This is a genomic window from Acuticoccus sp. I52.16.1 (assembly GCF_022865125.1).
In the GTDB taxonomy this organism is placed as follows: domain Bacteria; phylum Pseudomonadota; class Alphaproteobacteria; order Rhizobiales; family Amorphaceae; genus Acuticoccus.
The window spans coordinates 3226545-3243232 of sequence record NZ_CP094828.1 but is presented as its reverse complement, the minus strand read 5'-3'; the positions used below and the strand labels follow the sequence as shown (position 1 = coordinate 3243232).

Below are 16688 nucleotides of genomic sequence, written 5' to 3'. Positions count from 1 at the left end.
AGGACGGGATCGCGGGGATCAGAACCCCGGATCCGGCATCGTGTCGGGCAGGTCCTCGGTCTGACCGAACCACTTCATCTGGATCTCGGCCATGCGGCCGTCTTCCTTCATGGTCTCGAGCGCGGCCGAGATCGCCTCGATGAGGCTGGCGTCCGCCGGATCCTTGCGCGTCACCCAGCCATAATAGTTCGGCTGGCCGAACGGCGGCTGGACGACCTCCAGCTGGTCGGGGCGCTGGACCGACGCGTAGGAGACGTTGGGCACCGAGGAGGCGCCGGCATCGATCCGGCCGTTGGCGACGTCGGCGTAGACGCCCAGCATGTCGGAATATTCGCGGACCTCGATCGGCTCCGGGAGGGTCTCGGAGTAGGCGGTGACCTGCTTCAACGTGGAGCTGGCCTTGATGACGCCGACGGTCTTGCCGGCGAGGCTCTCCGGACCGGTGATCTCGTCGTTGCCTTTGCGCTTCACGAAGGCGTTGCCCGAGTAGGCGATCGGGCTCGAGAAGGCGTAGCGCTCCAGGCGCGCCTGGGAGGCGTTGAGCGGGGCGCCGACGAAGTCGTACTTGCCCGCTTCCAGACCCGGCAGAACGCTGGTCCACGGCAGGTCGACGTACTCCATCTCGACGCCCAGCTCCTTGCCGACCTCGTCGAGCAGATCCTTGTCGACGCCGGTGTACTCACCGTTCACCATGAAGTCGAACGGCGGGAATTGCATCTCGGTGGCGACCACGAGCTTGCCGGCCTCCTGGACCTCGGCAAGCGTGTCGGCGTGGGCGGGCACGGCGAAGGCCAGGCCCAGGGCTAGGGCCGTCGCGGCCGGCAGCTGCATCAACGTCTCGATCCTCAATGTGATCTCCTGATCGGGTGTGGACGATGGTGGCGTGTCATCGCGGGGCGTCGGCCTTCCGGCCGATACGCCTCAGGCGATCCTGGACGGCGCGGGCGCGGACCACCGCGGGCGCGTCGATCATGCGTCCGCCGGCGGCGACGGCGCCGCGTCCCTCGCGGGCCGCCGCGGCGAACGCGGCGAGGACGGCGTCGGCCTCGGCGGCTTCGTCCGCGCTCGGCGTGAAGGCGGCGTTGAGCGGAGCGACCTGGGTGGGGTGGATGCAGGGCGCGCCGTCGAAGCCGAAGCGCCGGGAGCGGGCGGCCAGCGCGGCGTACCCGTCGACGTCGCCGAAGTCGGCGATGGTGTCGAGCGTGCCGAGCGCCAGCCGGCGGTGCCGGTGCGCGGCGAAGACGACCGCTTGCTTGGGTCCGGCGAGCGTCGCCTCACAGGCCGCGATCCCGGCGTCGGTGGCGAAATCCTCGTCGCCCAGGCTCAGCGCCGCGACGCGCGCGTGCGCCGCGGCGATGGCGCCCGCCGCGCCCAGCGCGTCCAGCGTCTCGATCAGGACGATGAAGGAGATGCGCCCGGCCGGCAGCTCTCGTTCACGCTCCAGCGCGTCCACCAGTTCTGCGATCAGCCGCACATGGTCGGCCGAGCGGACCTTGGGCAGACACAAGGCATCCACACCGGGACGCACGGCCGCCTCGATGTCCGCCGCCAGGTGCCGCAACTCCGCGTTCACCCGCACGACGATGTCGCTGCCGCAGCCCGCCAGCGCGTCGACGGCGCCGGGCAACGCGGCCCGCGCCGCGGCCTTGCGGTCGGGCGGGATGGAATCCTCCAGATCGAGGATGACGGCGTCCGCGCCCCGCCGGCCCGCGCCGGCGACGAAGCGCTCCGACGTGACCGGCACGTAGAGGAGCGAACGCCACAGCGGCGGCTCGTCGGCGGTCATTGCGCCGCGACCCCGCTGCGATCCGGAGCGAGCGGCGCGAGGACGACGCCCTCCCGCGCCATCCGATCGATCTCGCCGGCGTCGAAGCCGAGCGCCGTCAGCACCTCGCGGCTGTGCTCGCCATGGCCCGGCGCGGGCGTGCGGAAGGTGCCCGCCGTATCCGACAGGCGCGGGACGATGTTGTGCATCGCGATCCGCCCCAAGTCCGCATCCGGCAGGTCGACGACCGCCTCGCGCTCCAGGACGTGCGGATCGGCGACGACCTGATCCACATCGTAGACCGGCGCGACGGTGACGCTCGCCGCGTCGAAGAAGGCGAGGGCGTCATCGAGGTCGCGCGCGGCGATGAAATCGGCGATCGGCCCCTCGCAGGCGTCGGCATTGTCGAGGCGCGCGGCATTGGTGGCGAAGCGGGGGTCGTCGATCATGTCGGCCCGGCCGATCGCCCGGAACAGGCGTTCGACCATGGACTGCATCGGCGCCGACAGCGACACCCAGCGCCCGTCCCGCGTGCGGAAGACGTTCCGGGGGCAGGCGATTTCGGAGCGGCTGCCGTCGCGGCGCGGCAGCCGTCCGGTCTGCCGGAAGGTCTCCGCCTGCGGGCCGAGCAGGGTCATCGTGGTCTCGAGGAGGCTGAGGTCGATCACCTGGCCGCCACCGCCGGGCGAGCGGGCCTGGACGGCGACCATCGTCGCGTAGGCGCCGTAGATGCCGCACACCAGGTCCGACAGGGCGAGCGGAGGAAGGATCGGCGGCCGATCCTCGAAGCCGAGGCGGGTGGCTAGGCCGGAGAGCCCCTCGACCAGCGTGCCGTAGCCCGGCCGGCCGCGGTAGGGCCCGGTCTGCCCATAGCCCGAGATCCGAACGACGACGAGGCGCGGGTTGAGGGACAGCAGAACCTCGGGCGCGAGGCCCATCGCCTCCAGCGTGCCGGGGCGGAAATTCTCGATCAGGACGTCGGCCTCGGCGATCAGGCGCGTCAAGACGGCCATTCCGGCCTCCTGCCGCAGGTCCACCGCGAGGCTGCGCTTGTTGCGGCAGTAGACCTTCCAGAACAGCGACTGTCCGTCCACCATCCAGTCCCGCAGCGGGTCGGCGTTGGCGACGCCCTCGACCTTGAGGACGTCGGCGCCGAAGTCGGCCAGCTGGAGGCTGAGCATGTTGCCGGCGACCAATCGGGACAGGTCCAGAACCTTCAGGCCGTGCAGCGGGCCGGTCGCGTCGGGGGTGAAGGACTTGGAGGCGAACATAGCGGCGGGATACTCGATTTCTGGCTCGAATATGTATATACAATATTCGAGTTTGGTGTCTATTGGAAAAAATAGACTGCAGTACGCCATGCAGGAGCGATGCCATGAGCGACCATCCCAAGCGTATACATATTATGGAGGTCGGCCCGCGTGACGGCTTGCAGATGGAAGAGCGCCGGCTCGACGTCGGCGAGAAGCTCGCCCTCGTCGACGCCCTCGCCGAGAGCGGTCTCGCCGAGATCGAGGTCGGCTCGTTCGTCCATCCGGGCCGCGTGCCGCAGATGGCCGACACGGACGCCGTCTTCGCCGCGCTGGCACGACGGCCGGGGGTCGCCTATCGCGCGCTCTGGCTCAATCGCCGCGGCCTGGAACGGGCCCGTACCGCCGGCGCCGACCTCACCGCCAAGCTCTCCATCGCCACCAGCGAGACGTTCGGCCGCCGCAACGTCGGCCGCTCGTTCGAGGAGACGTTGGCGACGATGCCGCAATGGCTCGAGATCTACGCCGAGGAAGGTCTGCGCGACGTCTCGCTCGGCGTCATGACGGCGTTCGGCTGCACGTTCGAAGGGCACGTGCCGGAGGCGCGGACCGTGGCGATGATCGCGCGGGTCGAGGATCTGCTCGGCGACCATGGCTTTCGCCTCGACGAGGTGGACCTCGCCGATACCACCGGCTGGGGCAATCCGCTGCTCGTGAGCCGCGTGGTCGGCGCGATCCGCGAGCGCTGGCCGGAGCTTCCCGTCAAGCTCCATCTGCACGATACGCGCGGCTGCGGCATCGCCAACGCGCTCGCCGGGCTGGCGCTCGGCGTCGACCGGTTCGACGGGTCGATCGGCGGGCTGGGCGGCTGCCCCTTCGCCGGCCTGACGGGCGCGGCCGGCAACATCGCGACGGAAGACTTCGCCTTCGTGTGTGCCGAGATGGGGATCGAAACGGGGCTCGACCTCGACCGGCTGACGGACGCGGCGCACCTGGCGCAGCGGCTCGTCGGGCGCCCCCTGCCGGGCAAGGTCTTCCGCGCCGGGCACCGCCGCGCGACGCTCGCACCGACGGATCCGCCGGTGTGATCGCCCCGCCGGCGCGGTCAGCCCGCCGGCCTCGCCACCCGGTCCAGCGCAGCGAGGAAGGCCTCGCTGTGTTCGGGCCGGCCGACGGTGACGCGCACGAAGCGAGTGTAGCCCGCCTCCGTCCACGGCTTGACGATGACCCCTTCGCGAAGGAGCGCCGCGGCGATGCCGTCCGCCTCCCGACGCGCGTCGAAGAACAGGAAGTTCGCCTCCGAGCGCGCCACCGCATACCCCCGCGCCACGAGCGCGGCGGCGAGGCGGTCCCGCTCGGCGGCGATCGTCGCCACCGTGGCGCGCATGAAGGGCTCGTCGGCGAGGGCGGCGACGGCGGCACGCTGGGCCGCGGCGTTGACGTTGAACGGCGTGAGCGCCGCCTGCATCAGCGCGGCGACCTGCGCACTCGACGCGAGCGCGTAGCCGATGCGCAGCCCGGCCAGCCCGTAGGCCTTGGAAAAGGTGCGCAGCGTGACGAAATCCACCTCGGCCGCCAACGCCAGCGCCAGCGGGTCGAATGCGTCGGCGTCGCGCCGGAATTCGGCATAGGCCTCGTCCAGGACGAAGACGGTGCCGCGCGGCACGGCCGCCAGGAGCCGCGCCAGATCCTCTCGCGACAGCGTCGAGCCGACCGGGTTCGAGGGCGAGCTGAGGAAGACCAGGCGCGGGCCGGCGGCGATCGCGTCCCGGAGCGCGGCGACGTCGAACTCCAACGCCGGCGTCATGGCCACCTTTACGACGCGGGCCCCCTGGGCGAGCGGCTCGATCTCGTGGAGGCCGAAGCTCGGCGCCACCGTCACGACCTCCGCGCCCGGCTCCAGGAACGCGCGCGAGAGGGCCGCGATCAGCGCTTCCGATCCGTTTCCGGCGACGACGCGGTCGATGGCGAGGCCGGCGTGCGCGGCGATGGCGGCGCGCAGGGCGTCGGCCTTGCCCTCCGGATAGCGCCACACCGCCGCGGCCATCGCCGCCACTTCGGCGATCGCCGCCGGCGACGGGCCGTAGGGGTTCTCGTTGCTCGCGAGGCGGACGAGGCCCCGCCCCGCGCTTGCGCGGCCGGCCTCGGCGTCCGACATGCCGGCGTTGTAGTGTGGGAGGGAGGCGAAGTGGGGGTTGAAACGCAGGCGAGCGTGCGACGACGACATGGCGATTCCCGGCTCAATATGTATATATTTATTACGCGAAAAATCGCCCCGTCAACGACCTTCCTGCCGAACCTCGTGCATGGCTCGTACGGCCGCCCACCATCGCCGTTGCGCGCACCCCCGAACGCTGTTGATGTGTAGACATATGGTCGCGAAAATACCGGCCGAACGGCCGAGAATTGGAGACAGGGTGCCGCCAAGCGAGCCTGAGACATGACGCCGCCCGCACCGCAGAAATCGATCCATCAGCGGATCTGCGAGGATATCGAGGCGAAGATCATGGACGGACGCTGGCAGCCCGGCCAGCGCATCCCGTTCGAGTATGAGCTCGAAGCGGAGTACGGCTGCTCGCGCATGACGGTGAACAAGGCGCTCGGCCAGCTCGCCGACCGCGGCATGATCATCCGCAAGCGGCGCGCCGGATCGTTCGTGACCCAACCGCAGATCGAGCGCACGGTCATGGAGATCCAGGACATCGGGACCGCCGCCAAGGCGGCCGGCCACGACTATGCCTTCAAGATCCGCTCGATGAAGGTGGAGCGCCTCGACCCGGCCGAGGCGGAGCGGATCGACACCGCCGCGCGCCAGGAGGTGGTCCGCCTCACCTGCCTGCACATCGTCGGCGGCCGCCCGCACGCGCTGGAGAGCCGGCTCATCATGCTGGACGCCGTGCCCCGCGCCCGGTTCGAGACATTCGAGACCAAGCCGCCCGGAAGCTGGCTCTTGGAGCACGTCCCCTGGTCGGAGGCGCGCCATGTCATCCGGGCGATCGCCGCCGACGCCACGATCGCCCGCGAACTCGACATGCCGAAGGGGGCGCCGTGCCTGGTCCTGTCCCGCCAGACCTGGCAAGGCGGGCGCACGGTCACCTACGTCGAGATCACCCACCCCGGCGACCGCTATCAGTTCACCGGCCACTTCCAGCCGCTCAAGGGCACGCTGTAGCCCCGGCCGCGCGCCGCCGCTCCGGCGGATCAGTCCTCGGTCAGCACATGATCGATGATGAAGGTCAGCGCACCGGAAATGTCGTCCTCGATCTCGCGGCGGGCGGAGGCGCCGTCTCGCGCGCGCAGGGCCGCGATGATCCGGCCCCGACCCTCGCCGAACTGCGTCCTCGTATAGTCGGGGAAGAGCAGGTTGAGATACGGGCCGGTGCGCAGCCACAGCGTCTCGATCAGGCCGATCAGCTCCGTCCGCCGCGCGCAGCGGTACAGCGTGAAGTGGAACTCGTAGATCTTGCGGATGTCGCGCGCGCGGTCGTTCTGCTCGCGCGCCGCCATGATCTCCAGCGAGATCCGCTGTAGCGCCGCGATTTCCTCCGCGCTCGCCTCGGCGGCGGCGTATTCGGCCGCACGCCCTTCCAGCAGCGAGCGCAGCTCGATCAGCTCGCGCGCCCGCGCACGCGTCAGGAGTGGGATCCGCGGCGAGCGCTGGAGGTTCGCCTCGAGCGCGCGCTCGGCCACCAGGCGCACCAGAGCCTCGCGCACCGGCGTGATGCCGATATCGATTGATACAGCAATTTTGCGCGTCGACAGCTTTTGTCCGGGCTCGAAGCCGCCACTCATGATGGCTTCGCGAATGATCCCATAGGCCGCCTGCGTCAGGCCCTTCTTCGACGTATTTTCTCCTGTTTTCATAACATTACAGCATCTCGTTTGTTTCTCATCGACACGAACGCAACCCGCACATGTGCCACTTTCCCAAGCAATCGGCGCACAAAATTTTGACTTTCACGGCGTCTTATTCTCTATATCAAATTGGACTTAGACGAGTTGGAGCAAAGATGGCGGTCATGCGGTCGATGCAGATCCAGGCGGGTCACGAGTGGGACGGTCTCGGTAGGGCTGGTACCGCCATGGCGGCCTGCGAACAACTCGGCGGCTCCCGAAACGCCCGGCACCGGCGCATGCGCGCCCCCCGTGGCCCCGCCCTGCCATGATACCCGGCCCGCCGACGGCCCCCGTCGCCGGGCCCCGCCGAGCCTCGGCCCGGCCGAACCTCTTACGCCCGGAGCATCGCCCCGGTCCGTCCAGCCCTCGCCGCGACCCGGCGTCCGCCGTGCCGATCCCCGTCGGCCGGAGGCGCCGCCCGTGAGGTCGCGACAGGGTGCGCGCCCGCCAACAAGGAGAAGGTCATGTCGCCCGAGACCCACCCGAACCGCCGCGGCACGCTTCGCCGTACGCTCCTCCGAGGGGTCGGCGCGCTCGCCGTCGCGCTGACGCTGTCGAGCGCGCTGCCGGCGCCGCTTTCCGCGCAGCAGGCGGTGCCCGACACGACGCTGACGGTGGTCCCGCAGGCCGACCTCGCGATCCTCGACCCGGTGTGGACCACCGCGCAGATCACCGCCGAGCACGCCTTCCTCGTCTACGACACGCTCTTCGCGCTCGATAGCGAGTTCGTGCCGCAATATCAGATGCTGGAGAGCCATACCGTCAGCGACGACGGGCTGACCTACACGTTCGTCCTGCGCGACGGCCTCGCCTTCAGCGACGGGAGCCCGGTGGAAGCGGCCGACGCCGTCGCCTCGATCGAGCGCTGGTCGGTCCGCTCGCCGGAGGGCAAGCTGATGAACGCCCGCGGTGCCGTCTACGAGGTGGTCGACCCGAAGACTTTCACCCTCACGCTCGACGAACCGTTCGGCATGGTCGAGATGGCGTTCGGCTCCAACAGCCGCCCCGTCTTCGTCATGCGCGAGGAAGAGGCGACCACCGACGCGTTCGAGCAGGTGAAGACCGTTATCGGCTCCGGCCCGTTCGTGTTCGACGAGGAGGCCTGGCAGCCCGGTTCGCGCATCGTCTACCACGCCAGCCCCACCTACGTGCCGCGCGACGAGCCGGCCGACGGGTTCGCCGGCGGCAAGGTCGCCAAGGTCGGCACCATCGAGTGGACCGTCATCCCCGACAGCGGCACCGCGGTGAACGCTCTCGTCGCCGGCGAGGTCGACATGCTGGAGTTCCCGCCGCACGACCTGCTGCCGGTGCTCGACGCCAATCCGACCACCGAGAGCATCATCATCGACCCGGTCGGCTACCAGGGCATGCTGCGGCCCAACAGCTACGCCCCGCCGTTCGACAAGCCCGAGGCGCGCCTCGCCATCCTGCACATCGTCCAGGCGCGGCAGGAGGAGTATCTCGCCGCGATGGTCGGCCTGCCGGATTACTATGAGGTCTGCCTGACGCCGTTCATCTGCGGCTCGCCGTTCGCGACCGAGGCCGGCACCGACCAGTTCAAGGACGCCGACCTGCAGGCGACCGTCGACGAGCTGATGGACAAGGCCGGCTACGACGGCTCGCCCATCGTCGTCCTCGACCCGACCGACCAGGGCGTGATGCACAACATGGTGCTCGTCTTCGCCCAGCATCTGCGCGACCTCGGCATCAACGTGGACCTTCAGGCGACCGACTGGGGCACCCTCGTCACCCGCCGCACCAACAAGAACCCGCCCAGCGAGGATCCGGACGGCTACCACATTTTCCCGACCTGGTGGGGCGGCTACTCGATGCAGAACCCGATCACCAACGTCCCGCTCGACACCACTCCCGGCGGCTCGAACTGGTACGGCTGGGCGGCCGACGAGGAGCTGGAGGCGCTGCGCCTCTCCTTCGCCAACGCCGCCACCGAGGCCGAGCGCAAGGCGACGATGGACGCCATCCAGGAGCGCTTCTTCCAGGTCGTGCCGTACGTCTTCGTCGGCCAGTTCTACCGCCCCGTCGCTTTCCGCAGCGATCGTGTGGACGGTGTGCTCGCCGGCGGCACCCCGGTGTTCTGGAACATCGAAAAAACCGACTGACGGCGCCATTGTGCGACGCCCGGCGGGGGGATCGTCCCCTCGTCCTTTCCCGTGACCACCGGAGGCCCCATGGACGCGACCCTTTCCAACGCGTCGATCGACACCGCCCTCAGCGACGCGATCGACCGCTTCGCGGCCAAAAATCCCAAAAGCCTCGCCCAGCATGAGACCGCGTCCGCGGTCCTGCCCGGCGGCAACACCCGCACCGTGCTCTTCCACGAGCCGTTCCCGATGACGCTGGTCGGGGGCGAGGGGTGCTACGTCACCTCGCTCGACGGCGTGCGCTATCTCGACGGCCTGGGCGAGTACACCGCCGGCCTCTTCGGCCACTCCGACCCGGTGATCCGCGCCGCGATCGACACCGCGCTCGACGGCGGTCTCACGCTCGGCGGTCACACCCGCATGGAGGCCGAGCTGGCGGCCGTGCTGTGCGAGCGCTTCCCGGCGCTGGAGCGGGTGCGCTTCACCAACTCGGGCACGGAATCGAACCTCCTCGCGATCGGCCTCGCCCGCACGCTGACGGGGCGCTCCAAGGTGATGGTGGCGAACGGCGGCTATCACGGCAGCATGCTGATGTTCGCCGGCGAGAACCCGCTGAACGCCCCCTTCCCTTACGTGATGATGACCTACAACGACGCGGCCTCGGCGGAAGCGGCGGCGGCCGAGGCGGAGGGCGACCTCGCCGCCATCGTCGTCGAGCCGATGATGGGCTCGGGCGGCTGCATCCCCGCCACTCGCGAGTTCCTGATGTCCCTGCGCGACCTCGCCGACCGCACCGGCGCGCTTCTCGTCTTCGACGAGGTGATGACCTCGCGCCTCACCGTCGGCGGCCTGCAGAAGACCCTCGGCATCACGCCCGACCTCATGACGCTCGGCAAATATATCGGCGGCGGGCTCACCTTCGGCGCGTTCGGCGGCCGGGCGGACCTGATGCGCCGTTTCGATCCCAACCAGCCCGACATGCTCGCCCACGCCGGCACCTTCAACAACAACGTGCTGACGATGTCCGCCGGTGTCGCCGCGATGACGAAGGTCTACACCCCCGACGTCGTCGAGGCGCACAACGCCCGCGGCGACGCCCTGCGCGAACGGCTCAACGCCATCGCCGCCGACGCCGGCGCCTGCCTCCAGTTCTCCGGCATCGGCTCGATGATGACCGCGCACACCACGCGCGAGCCGATCGTGTCGACCGCCGCCGCCGCGACCAGCGACCAGCGGCTCAAGGCGCTCTTCTTCTTCGACATGGTCGACGCCGGCGTGTGGATGGCGCGGCGGGGCATGATCAACCTCTCGCTCCCCATGGGGAAGGCGGAGGAGGACCAGCTCGCCGCCGCGGTCGAGTCCTTCGTCCAGACGCGCCGCAGCCTCCTCGCCTGAGGCCGTCCGGCCGCGCGCCGGGCGCCCCGTCCCTCATACGAACCGAGATCCCAGATGACTGACCTGTCCCACGGCCGGATCGAGACCGTCCTCGGCCCCATCGCCCCCGAAGCGCTCGGCCCGACGCTGATGCACGAGCACCTCCTGTGCAACATCGTCCCGCCCGCCAAGCGGGGGAACCCGACCCCGCCCGAAGCGGTCACCCTGGAGAATACGTTCGACCTCAACTACGGCCGCTCCGGCGCGCCCAAGGTGCCGATCCAGGACAAGGACGTCGCCATCCGCGAGGTGGACTGGATGAAGGCGGCCGGCGGCAACGCCATCGTCGAACTGACCATCGGCGGCCTGGAGCCCGATCCGGAGGGCCTGCGCGACATCGCCAAGGCCACCGGCACGCACATCGTCATGGGTTGCGGCCACTACGTCCACGGCTACCAGGACGCCGCCAACTACGAGCGCGACATCGACAGCTTCGCCACCGAGATGGTCGAGCAGGTCACCAAGGGCCTGTGGGGGACGGACGTGAAGGCCGGGCTGATCGGCGAGATCGGCTGCGAGTCGCCCTGGGTCGACCTCGAGAAGCGTGTCATGGCCGGCGCCATCATCGCCCAGCGCGAGACGGGGGCCTGCGTCAACGTCCACCCCGGTCGGCAGGAGGACCACCCGATGGAGGTGGTCGAGTTCTTCCGCGAGCACGACGGCGACCTCACCCGGCTCATCATCTCCCACATCGACCGCACCATCCACGACGACGACCGCCTGAAGCAGCTGGCCGACACCGGTCTCATCCTGGAGTGGGACCTCTTCGGCCAGGAGAACGCCTACTACGCGCCCAACCCCACCGTGCAGCTCCCCAACGACGCCAAGCGCCTGCGCGACATCCGCATGCTGATCGACCGCGGCCATCTCGACCAGATCGTCATCTCGCACGACATCTGCTTTGCGACGCGCCTGCAGTCCTACGGCGGCCACGGCTACGGGCACATCTACCGCAACGTCATCCCCATGATGCGCGAGATGGGCTGGACCGAGGCGGAGATCGACGCCGTCATGGTCGGTAACCCGCGCCGCCTCCTGACGATCCAGTGAGCGCCGTCATGATGCGCCACCGCAGGGCGGCGCCGGGCTGATGCTGGCCTACATCGCCCGCCGCCTCGTCGCGACGATCCCCACCATGTTGATCGTGGCACTGATCGTCTTCTCGCTGCTCTACTTCAGTGCCGGCGACCCGGCCGCGATCGTCGCCGGCGACATGGCGACGGGCGATGAGATCGCCCAGATCCGCGCCCGCATGGGTCTCGACGACCCGTTCCTGGTGCGCTTCGCCGACTGGGTGCTCGCCGCGTTGCAGGGCGACCTCGGCAACTCGCTCTACAGCAACCGGCCGGTGACGCAGCTCATCCTGCAGCGCGTCGAGCCGACGGCGGTGCTGACGCTCACCACCATGCTGCTCGTCATCGTCGTCTCCGTGCCGCTGGGCGTGCTGGCGGCGTGGCAGGCCGGGCGGTTCGCCGACCGGGCGGTGATGGCGTTCGCGGTGCTGGGCTTCTCGGTCCCGGTCTTCGTGGTCGCCTACATTCTCATCTGGGTGTTCTCGGTATGGCTGGGCGTCCTGCCGGTGCAGGGCTACGTCAGCCCGTTCGAGGATCCGGTCGGCGCGGTGCGGCACATGGTGCTCCCCTCTCTGGCGCTGGGGCTGACCTTGATGGCGCTCGTCTCGCGCATCACTCGCGCCTCGATGCTGGACGTCCTGTCGCAGGATTATATCCGCACCGCACGCGCCAAGGGGATGGCCGAGCGGCCGATGCTGACGCGGCACGCGCTGAAGAACGCCGCGGTGCCGATCGTCACCGTCATCGGGCTGGGCGTCGCGATGCTGATCGGCGGCGTCGTCATCACCGAGACGGTGTTCGCCATCCCCGGCATGGGGCGCCTCACGGTCGACGCCATCCTGCGGCGCGACTTCCCCGTCATCCAGGGCGTGATCCTCGTGTTCTCCGCGGTCTACGTGCTGATCAACCTCCTGGTCGACCTCAGCTACTGCCTCTTCGACCCGAGGATCCGCTACTGATGGCCGACGCAGCCACCGGGGCGCTCGCCCCCGCGCCACCGCGCTGGCGCCGCACCATGCGCCGGCACCCGACGATCGTGTGGGGCGGGGCGATCCTCCTCGCCATCGCGCTCGCCGGCGTCTTCGCGCCCTACGCGCTCACCGTCGACCCGCGACAGGTGTTCCCGCTCGACCGGCTCAAGGGCCCGTCGCTGGAGCATTGGTTCGGGACCGACATGCTGGGCCGCGACATCTACAGCCGCACCATCTACGGCGCGCGCATCTCGCTGATGATCGGATTCTCGGTGGCGCTGTGCAGCGTGGCGCTGGGGCTCGTCTTCGGCCTCGTCGCCGGCAGCAATCGCCTCGCCGACTCGCTGCTGATGCGCGTGCTGGACGGGTTCATGGCGATCCCCCCGGTGCTCCTCGCCATCGCGCTGATGGCGGTCAACGGCGCCGGCATCGGCAACGTCGTCCTGGCGCTGACGGTCGCCGAGACGCCGCGCGTCGCCCGCCTGGTGCGCGGCGTCGTCCTCTCCCTGCGCGAGCAGCCGTTCATCGAGGCCGCGGTCGCCTCGGGCGCCACCTACACCACCATCCTGGTGCGCCACATGGTGCCCAATACCGTCGCACCGCTGCTGGTGCAGGGGAGCTACGTCTGCGCCGCGGCGATGCTCCTCGAGGCGGTGCTCTCCTTCATCGGCGCCGGCACGCCGCCGGACGTGCCGAGCTGGGGCAACATCATGGCCGAGGGGCGCGCCTACTTCACCCTCGCGCCGCAGATCATCCTCTTTCCCGGCCTCTTCCTGTCGCTCACCGTGCTCGCCGTGAACCTCATCGGCGACGGGCTGCGCGACGCCCTCGACCCGCGCCTGTCGCGCCAGCTGTGAGGGCCGCGATGACCCCCCTCCTCCAGGTCGAAGACCTGCGCACCCACTTCCGCGCCCAGGGCGGCGAGGTGCGCGCCGTCGACGGCGTCTCGTTCGACATCGCACCGGGGCAGACCGTCGGCCTCGTCGGCGAATCGGGCTGCGGCAAGAGCGTCACCTCGCTGTCGCTGATGCGCCTGCTGCCGGCCAAGATCGGCCGCATCGCCGGCGGCGCCGTGCGCTTCAACGGCGAGGATCTCGTCACCGCCTCGGAGGCGCGCATGCGTCAGGTCCGCGGCAACGACATCTCGATGATCTTCCAGGAGCCGATGACGTCGCTGAACCCCGTGCTCACCGTCGGCCGGCAGATCGCCGAGACGATCGAGCTGCACGAGGACGTCTCGAAGAAGGCGGCCGAAATGATGGCGGTCGACCTCCTGGCGAGCGTGCAGATCCCCGAGCCGAGCCGGCGCGCGCGGGAATATCCGCACGAGCTGTCGGGCGGGATGCGCCAGCGGGTGATGATCGCGATGGCGATCGCCTGCTCGCCCCAACTCCTTATCGCCGACGAGCCGACCACCGCGCTCGACGTCACCATCCAGGCGCAGATCCTCGATCTGCTGGCCGAGCTGAAGGAGCGGACCAACATGGCGATGCTCTTCATCACCCACGACCTCGGCGTGGTGGCTGAGATCGCCGACCACGTCGTCGTCATGTACGCCGGCCGCAAGATCGAGGAGGCGCCGGTGGAGGCGCTGTTCGAGCGGCCGCGCCACCCCTACACGGCCGGCCTGTTCGGCTCGATCCCCAAGCTCGGCTCTTCCGCGCTCGGCACTTCGACGCGCCTCAAGGAGATGCCGGGCAGCGTGCCGTCCCTGAAGGAGCCGCTCATGTCCTGCGCCTTCGCCCCGCGCTGCCCGCTGGCGAGCGACATCTGCCGCACCACGGTGCCGCCGCTGGTCGCCGAGGGCGAGCGCCACCTCGCCGCCTGCTTCCACAGCGACCGGGTCGCGCTGGAGGTGCCGGCATGAGCGGGGCCGAAGTCCTCGGCGTCAGCGGGCTGAAGAAGCACTTCCCCGTACGCAAGGGCCTCTTCGCCCGCGCCGGCGCCACGGTCCACGCGGTCGACGGGATCGACTTCTCGCTCGGCACCGGCGAGACGCTGGGTCTCGTCGGCGAGTCGGGCTGCGGCAAGTCGACCGCCGGCAAGACCATCCTCGGCCTGATCCCGCCGACCGCCGGCGAGGTGCGGCTCGACGGCGCGCGGATCGACGCGCTGGGCGCCGGGGCGATGCGCAAGCTGCGCCAATCGTTGCAGGTGGTGTTCCAGGACCCCTATTCGTCGCTCAACCCGCGCATGACGGTGGGCGCGATCATCGCCGAGCCGTTGCGCAACTTCGGCCTCGGCAGCCGCGCCGATCAGGCCCGGCGCGTGGCCGAGCTGATCGACCGTGTCGGCCTGCCGAAGAACGCCGCGGAGCGTTACCCGTACGAGTTCTCGGGCGGCCAGCGGCAGCGCATCGGCATCGCCCGCGCCCTCGCGCCGGAGCCGCGGGTGATCGTGTGCGACGAATCGGTCTCCGCGCTCGACGTTTCGGTGCAGGCGCAGGTCATCAACCTGCTGATGGACCTGCAGGCCGAGTTCGCGATCTCCTACCTCTTCATCGCCCACGATCTGGCGGTGGTGGAGCACATCAGCCATCGCGTGGCGGTGATGTACCTGGGCCAGATCGTCGAGCTGGCGGACAAGGCCGCGCTCTACGCGCGCCCGCAGCACCCCTACACCAAGGCGTTGATGTCGGCCGTGCCGCGGCCGGAGCCGGGGCGCAAGCGCGACCGCATCGTTCTCGAGGGCGACCTGCCGAGCCCGCTCAACCCGCCGGCCGGCTGCCGCTTCCACACCCGCTGCCCCCACGCCTTCCACCGCTGCCGAACCGAGGTGCCGCAGATGCGTGAGCTGACCCCCGGCCACGTCGCCAGCTGCCACCTCCTCGAGCCGAGCGGACCCACGTTCGAGGTGTAGCCCCTCGCCGACCTCAACCCGGAGACCCGCATGAGCTTCGACACCGCGCTGCCCGAGGCGATCGACCGGGCATGGGCCATGATGGCGCAGGTCGGCACGCGCACCGCCGATGCGCCCGGCATCACGCGCCCCGCCTGGAGCCCGGCCGAGGAGATCGCCGCCGACGCGGTGCGCCGCTTCGCCGCCGAGACCGGGCTCGACGTCGCGTCCGACCCCTACGGCAACCTCGTCGTCACCCCCGCCGGGCAGGACGCGGCGGCGCCCGCCGTCACCAGCGGCTCGCACATGGACACCGTCCCCCACGGCGGCAACTTCGACGGGTTCGCCGGCGTCGCCGCCGCGCTCGCCGTCGTCGCCGCCGCACAGGCGGCCGGGGCCGGGGTGCCGCTGCGGGCGATCGCTATGCGGTGCGAAGAGAGCCCCTGGTTCGGCACCGCCTACCTCGGCAGCCGCTTGCTCCTCGGCCTCTCCACCCTCGACGAGCTGGGGCCGATGGTGCGGGTCGACAGCGGCGAGACGCTGGCCGCGCACGTCGCGGCGCTCGGCTATCCGCGCGCGGGGGAGGCCGTCGCCCCGCCGCTGACCGGGCAGAACACGCCGGCCTTCATCGAGATGCACATCGAGCAGGGCCCGCTGCTGCTCGAGGCCGGCGTCCCCGTCGGCATCGCCACGTCGATCCGTGGCAACGTGCGGTTCCCCGACGCCCTGTGCCGGGGCGAGTATGCCCACTCCGCCGCCCTCCCCCGCCGCTTCCGGCGCGACGCGGTGCTCGCGGTCGCCGAGCTGGCGCTGGTGATCGACGGATACTGGGCGCAGCGCATCGACGGTGGCGACGAGGATTTCGTCGCCACCGTCGGCAAGTTCGCGACCGACCCGGCCGCGCACGCGATGACGAAGGTCGCCGGCGAGGTCGCCTTCAGCCTCAACGTCGGCAGCACCTCGCCCACGGTGCAGGACGCGGCGCGCGCGCTGGCCCTGGAAACGATCGCCGGCATCGAGGAGCGGCGCGGCGTCACCTTCATGCTCGGCGAAGAGACCGGAACGCCGCCGACGCCGATCCCACCGGTGCTGCGCACGATGCTGCATCGCAGCGCCGCGGCGGCCGGCATCGCCGCGACGGACATCCCCACCGTCGGCCACGACGCGGCGATGTTCGCGCGGGCGGGCATCCCGGCGGCCGTGGTCCTGGTGCAGAACGAGGGCGGCAGCCACAATCCGGACGAACGCCTCGCCAAGGCTCCCTTCGCCGCGGGCGTGACCACGATCGGCCGCACCATGCTGGAGATCGCCGCGGGCGGGCTCGACCCGGCCTGAGACCCGCCGGCGGGGCGCCGGCG

At 70.3% G+C, this 16688-nt stretch carries 15 protein-coding genes; 10 read left to right on the top strand and 5 right to left on the bottom strand.

The window, feature by feature from the left end; genetic code table 11:
• Positions 1 to 18: 18 nt before the first annotated feature.
• The 3 genes from MRB58_RS14690 to MRB58_RS14680 are packed head-to-tail and all read right to left on the bottom strand — an operon-like array spanning position 19 to position 3036.
• On the bottom strand, positions 19 to 849 hold the full coding sequence (locus tag MRB58_RS14690; RefSeq protein ID WP_244777873.1) for a transporter substrate-binding domain-containing protein: 831 nt from the start codon (positions 847 to 849) through the stop codon (positions 19 to 21).
• A 37-nt stretch (positions 850 to 886) separates the two neighbouring features.
• The gene (locus MRB58_RS14685) at positions 887 to 1786 is read right to left on the bottom strand and encodes a CoA ester lyase (protein ID WP_244777872.1); all 900 of its coding nucleotides are present in this window, start codon (positions 1784 to 1786) and stop codon (positions 887 to 889) included.
• A complete protein-coding gene (locus MRB58_RS14680) occupies positions 1783 to 3036 on the bottom strand; it encodes a CaiB/BaiF CoA-transferase family protein (protein WP_244777871.1) in 1254 nt (417 codons plus the stop codon). The genes MRB58_RS14685 and MRB58_RS14680 overlap by 4 nt, the downstream gene beginning before the upstream one ends.
• Before the next feature lie 104 nt (positions 3037 to 3140).
• On the opposite strand from MRB58_RS14680, the gene MRB58_RS14675 reads away from it, so the two are divergent.
• A complete protein-coding gene (locus tag MRB58_RS14675; protein ID WP_244777870.1) occupies positions 3141 to 4103 on the top strand; it encodes a hydroxymethylglutaryl-CoA lyase in 963 nt (320 codons plus the stop codon).
• A gap of 17 nt (positions 4104 to 4120) precedes the next feature.
• Here the strand turns inward: MRB58_RS14675 and hisC are convergent, their stop codons facing one another.
• Complete coding sequence (hisC, locus tag MRB58_RS14670; protein ID WP_244777869.1) at positions 4121 to 5242, bottom strand: histidinol-phosphate transaminase; 1122 nt, start codon at positions 5240 to 5242, stop codon at positions 4121 to 4123.
• A 213-nt stretch (positions 5243 to 5455) separates the two neighbouring features.
• On the opposite strand from hisC, the gene hutC reads away from it, so the two are divergent.
• Positions 5456 to 6187: a histidine utilization repressor gene (gene hutC / locus MRB58_RS14665; protein WP_244777868.1), complete on the top strand. Its 732-nt coding sequence runs from the start codon at positions 5456 to 5458 to the stop codon at positions 6185 to 6187.
• 29 nt (positions 6188 to 6216) lie between these two features.
• On the opposite strand, the gene MRB58_RS14660 is transcribed toward hutC, so the two are convergent.
• Complete coding sequence (locus MRB58_RS14660) at positions 6217 to 6879, bottom strand: GntR family transcriptional regulator (protein WP_244777867.1); 663 nt, start codon at positions 6877 to 6879, stop codon at positions 6217 to 6219.
• 497 nt (positions 6880 to 7376) lie between these two features.
• Here MRB58_RS14660 and MRB58_RS14655 point away from each other — a divergent pair, with 497 nt between their 5' ends.
• From MRB58_RS14655 to MRB58_RS14620, 8 genes are all read left to right on the top strand, one after another.
• The gene (locus MRB58_RS14655; RefSeq protein WP_244777866.1) at positions 7377 to 9032 is read left to right on the top strand and encodes an ABC transporter substrate-binding protein; all 1656 of its coding nucleotides are present in this window, start codon (positions 7377 to 7379) and stop codon (positions 9030 to 9032) included.
• Between the two features lie 69 nt (positions 9033 to 9101).
• Entirely contained in the window at positions 9102 to 10409 is a 1308-nt protein-coding gene (locus tag MRB58_RS14650) for an aspartate aminotransferase family protein (RefSeq protein ID WP_244777865.1), read from the top strand.
• Between the two features lie 54 nt (positions 10410 to 10463).
• Positions 10464 to 11498: a phosphotriesterase gene (locus tag MRB58_RS14645; RefSeq protein WP_244777864.1), complete on the top strand. Its 1035-nt coding sequence runs from the start codon at positions 10464 to 10466 to the stop codon at positions 11496 to 11498.
• 40 nt (positions 11499 to 11538) lie between these two features.
• Complete coding sequence (locus tag MRB58_RS14640; RefSeq protein WP_244777863.1) at positions 11539 to 12480, top strand: ABC transporter permease; 942 nt, start codon at positions 11539 to 11541, stop codon at positions 12478 to 12480.
• Positions 12480 to 13349, top strand: coding sequence for an ABC transporter permease (locus MRB58_RS14635; RefSeq protein WP_244777862.1), 870 nt, complete (start codon positions 12480 to 12482; stop codon positions 13347 to 13349). Before MRB58_RS14640 ends, MRB58_RS14635 begins: the two co-directional genes overlap by 1 nt.
• Positions 13350 to 13357: 8 nt before the next feature.
• Positions 13358 to 14359, top strand: coding sequence for an ABC transporter ATP-binding protein (locus MRB58_RS14630; RefSeq protein ID WP_244777861.1), 1002 nt, complete (start codon positions 13358 to 13360; stop codon positions 14357 to 14359).
• Positions 14356 to 15351 (top strand): ABC transporter ATP-binding protein, encoded by a 996-nt coding sequence (locus tag MRB58_RS14625; RefSeq protein WP_244777860.1) that lies wholly within the window; start codon positions 14356 to 14358, stop codon positions 15349 to 15351. Before MRB58_RS14630 ends, MRB58_RS14625 begins: the two co-directional genes overlap by 4 nt.
• Before the next feature lie 30 nt (positions 15352 to 15381).
• Positions 15382 to 16665: a M20/M25/M40 family metallo-hydrolase gene (locus tag MRB58_RS14620; protein WP_244777859.1), complete on the top strand. Its 1284-nt coding sequence runs from the start codon at positions 15382 to 15384 to the stop codon at positions 16663 to 16665.
• The last annotated feature ends 23 nt before the right edge of the window (positions 16666 to 16688 follow it).

Excerpts from the sequence above, each read along its gene's own strand:
- MRB58_RS14640 (WP_244777863.1), top strand. The coding sequence starts at position 11,539 with ATGCTGGCCTACATCGCCCGCCGCCTCGTCGCGACGATCCCCACCATG.
- MRB58_RS14630 (WP_244777861.1), top strand. The coding sequence starts at position 13,358 with ATGACCCCCCTCCTCCAGGTCGAAGACCTGCGCACCCACTTCCGCGCC.
- MRB58_RS14685 (WP_244777872.1), bottom strand. The coding sequence starts at position 1,786 with ATGACCGCCGACGAGCCGCCGCTGTGGCGTTCGCTCCTCTACGTGCCG.
- MRB58_RS14635 (WP_244777862.1), top strand. The coding sequence starts at position 12,480 with ATGGCCGACGCAGCCACCGGGGCGCTCGCCCCCGCGCCACCGCGCTGG.
- MRB58_RS14645 (WP_244777864.1), top strand. The coding sequence starts at position 10,464 with ATGACTGACCTGTCCCACGGCCGGATCGAGACCGTCCTCGGCCCCATC.
- MRB58_RS14620 (WP_244777859.1), top strand. The coding sequence starts at position 15,382 with ATGAGCTTCGACACCGCGCTGCCCGAGGCGATCGACCGGGCATGGGCC.
- MRB58_RS14650 (WP_244777865.1), top strand. The coding sequence starts at position 9,102 with ATGGACGCGACCCTTTCCAACGCGTCGATCGACACCGCCCTCAGCGAC.
- MRB58_RS14655 (WP_244777866.1), top strand. The coding sequence starts at position 7,377 with ATGTCGCCCGAGACCCACCCGAACCGCCGCGGCACGCTTCGCCGTACG.
- MRB58_RS14675 (WP_244777870.1), top strand. The coding sequence starts at position 3,141 with ATGAGCGACCATCCCAAGCGTATACATATTATGGAGGTCGGCCCGCGT.
- hutC (WP_244777868.1), top strand. The coding sequence starts at position 5,456 with ATGACGCCGCCCGCACCGCAGAAATCGATCCATCAGCGGATCTGCGAG.
- MRB58_RS14625 (WP_244777860.1), top strand. The coding sequence starts at position 14,356 with ATGAGCGGGGCCGAAGTCCTCGGCGTCAGCGGGCTGAAGAAGCACTTC.
- MRB58_RS14680 (WP_244777871.1), bottom strand. The coding sequence starts at position 3,036 with ATGTTCGCCTCCAAGTCCTTCACCCCCGACGCGACCGGCCCGCTGCAC.
- hisC (WP_244777869.1), bottom strand. The coding sequence starts at position 5,242 with ATGTCGTCGTCGCACGCTCGCCTGCGTTTCAACCCCCACTTCGCCTCC.
- MRB58_RS14660 (WP_244777867.1), bottom strand. The coding sequence starts at position 6,879 with ATGAAAACAGGAGAAAATACGTCGAAGAAGGGCCTGACGCAGGCGGCC.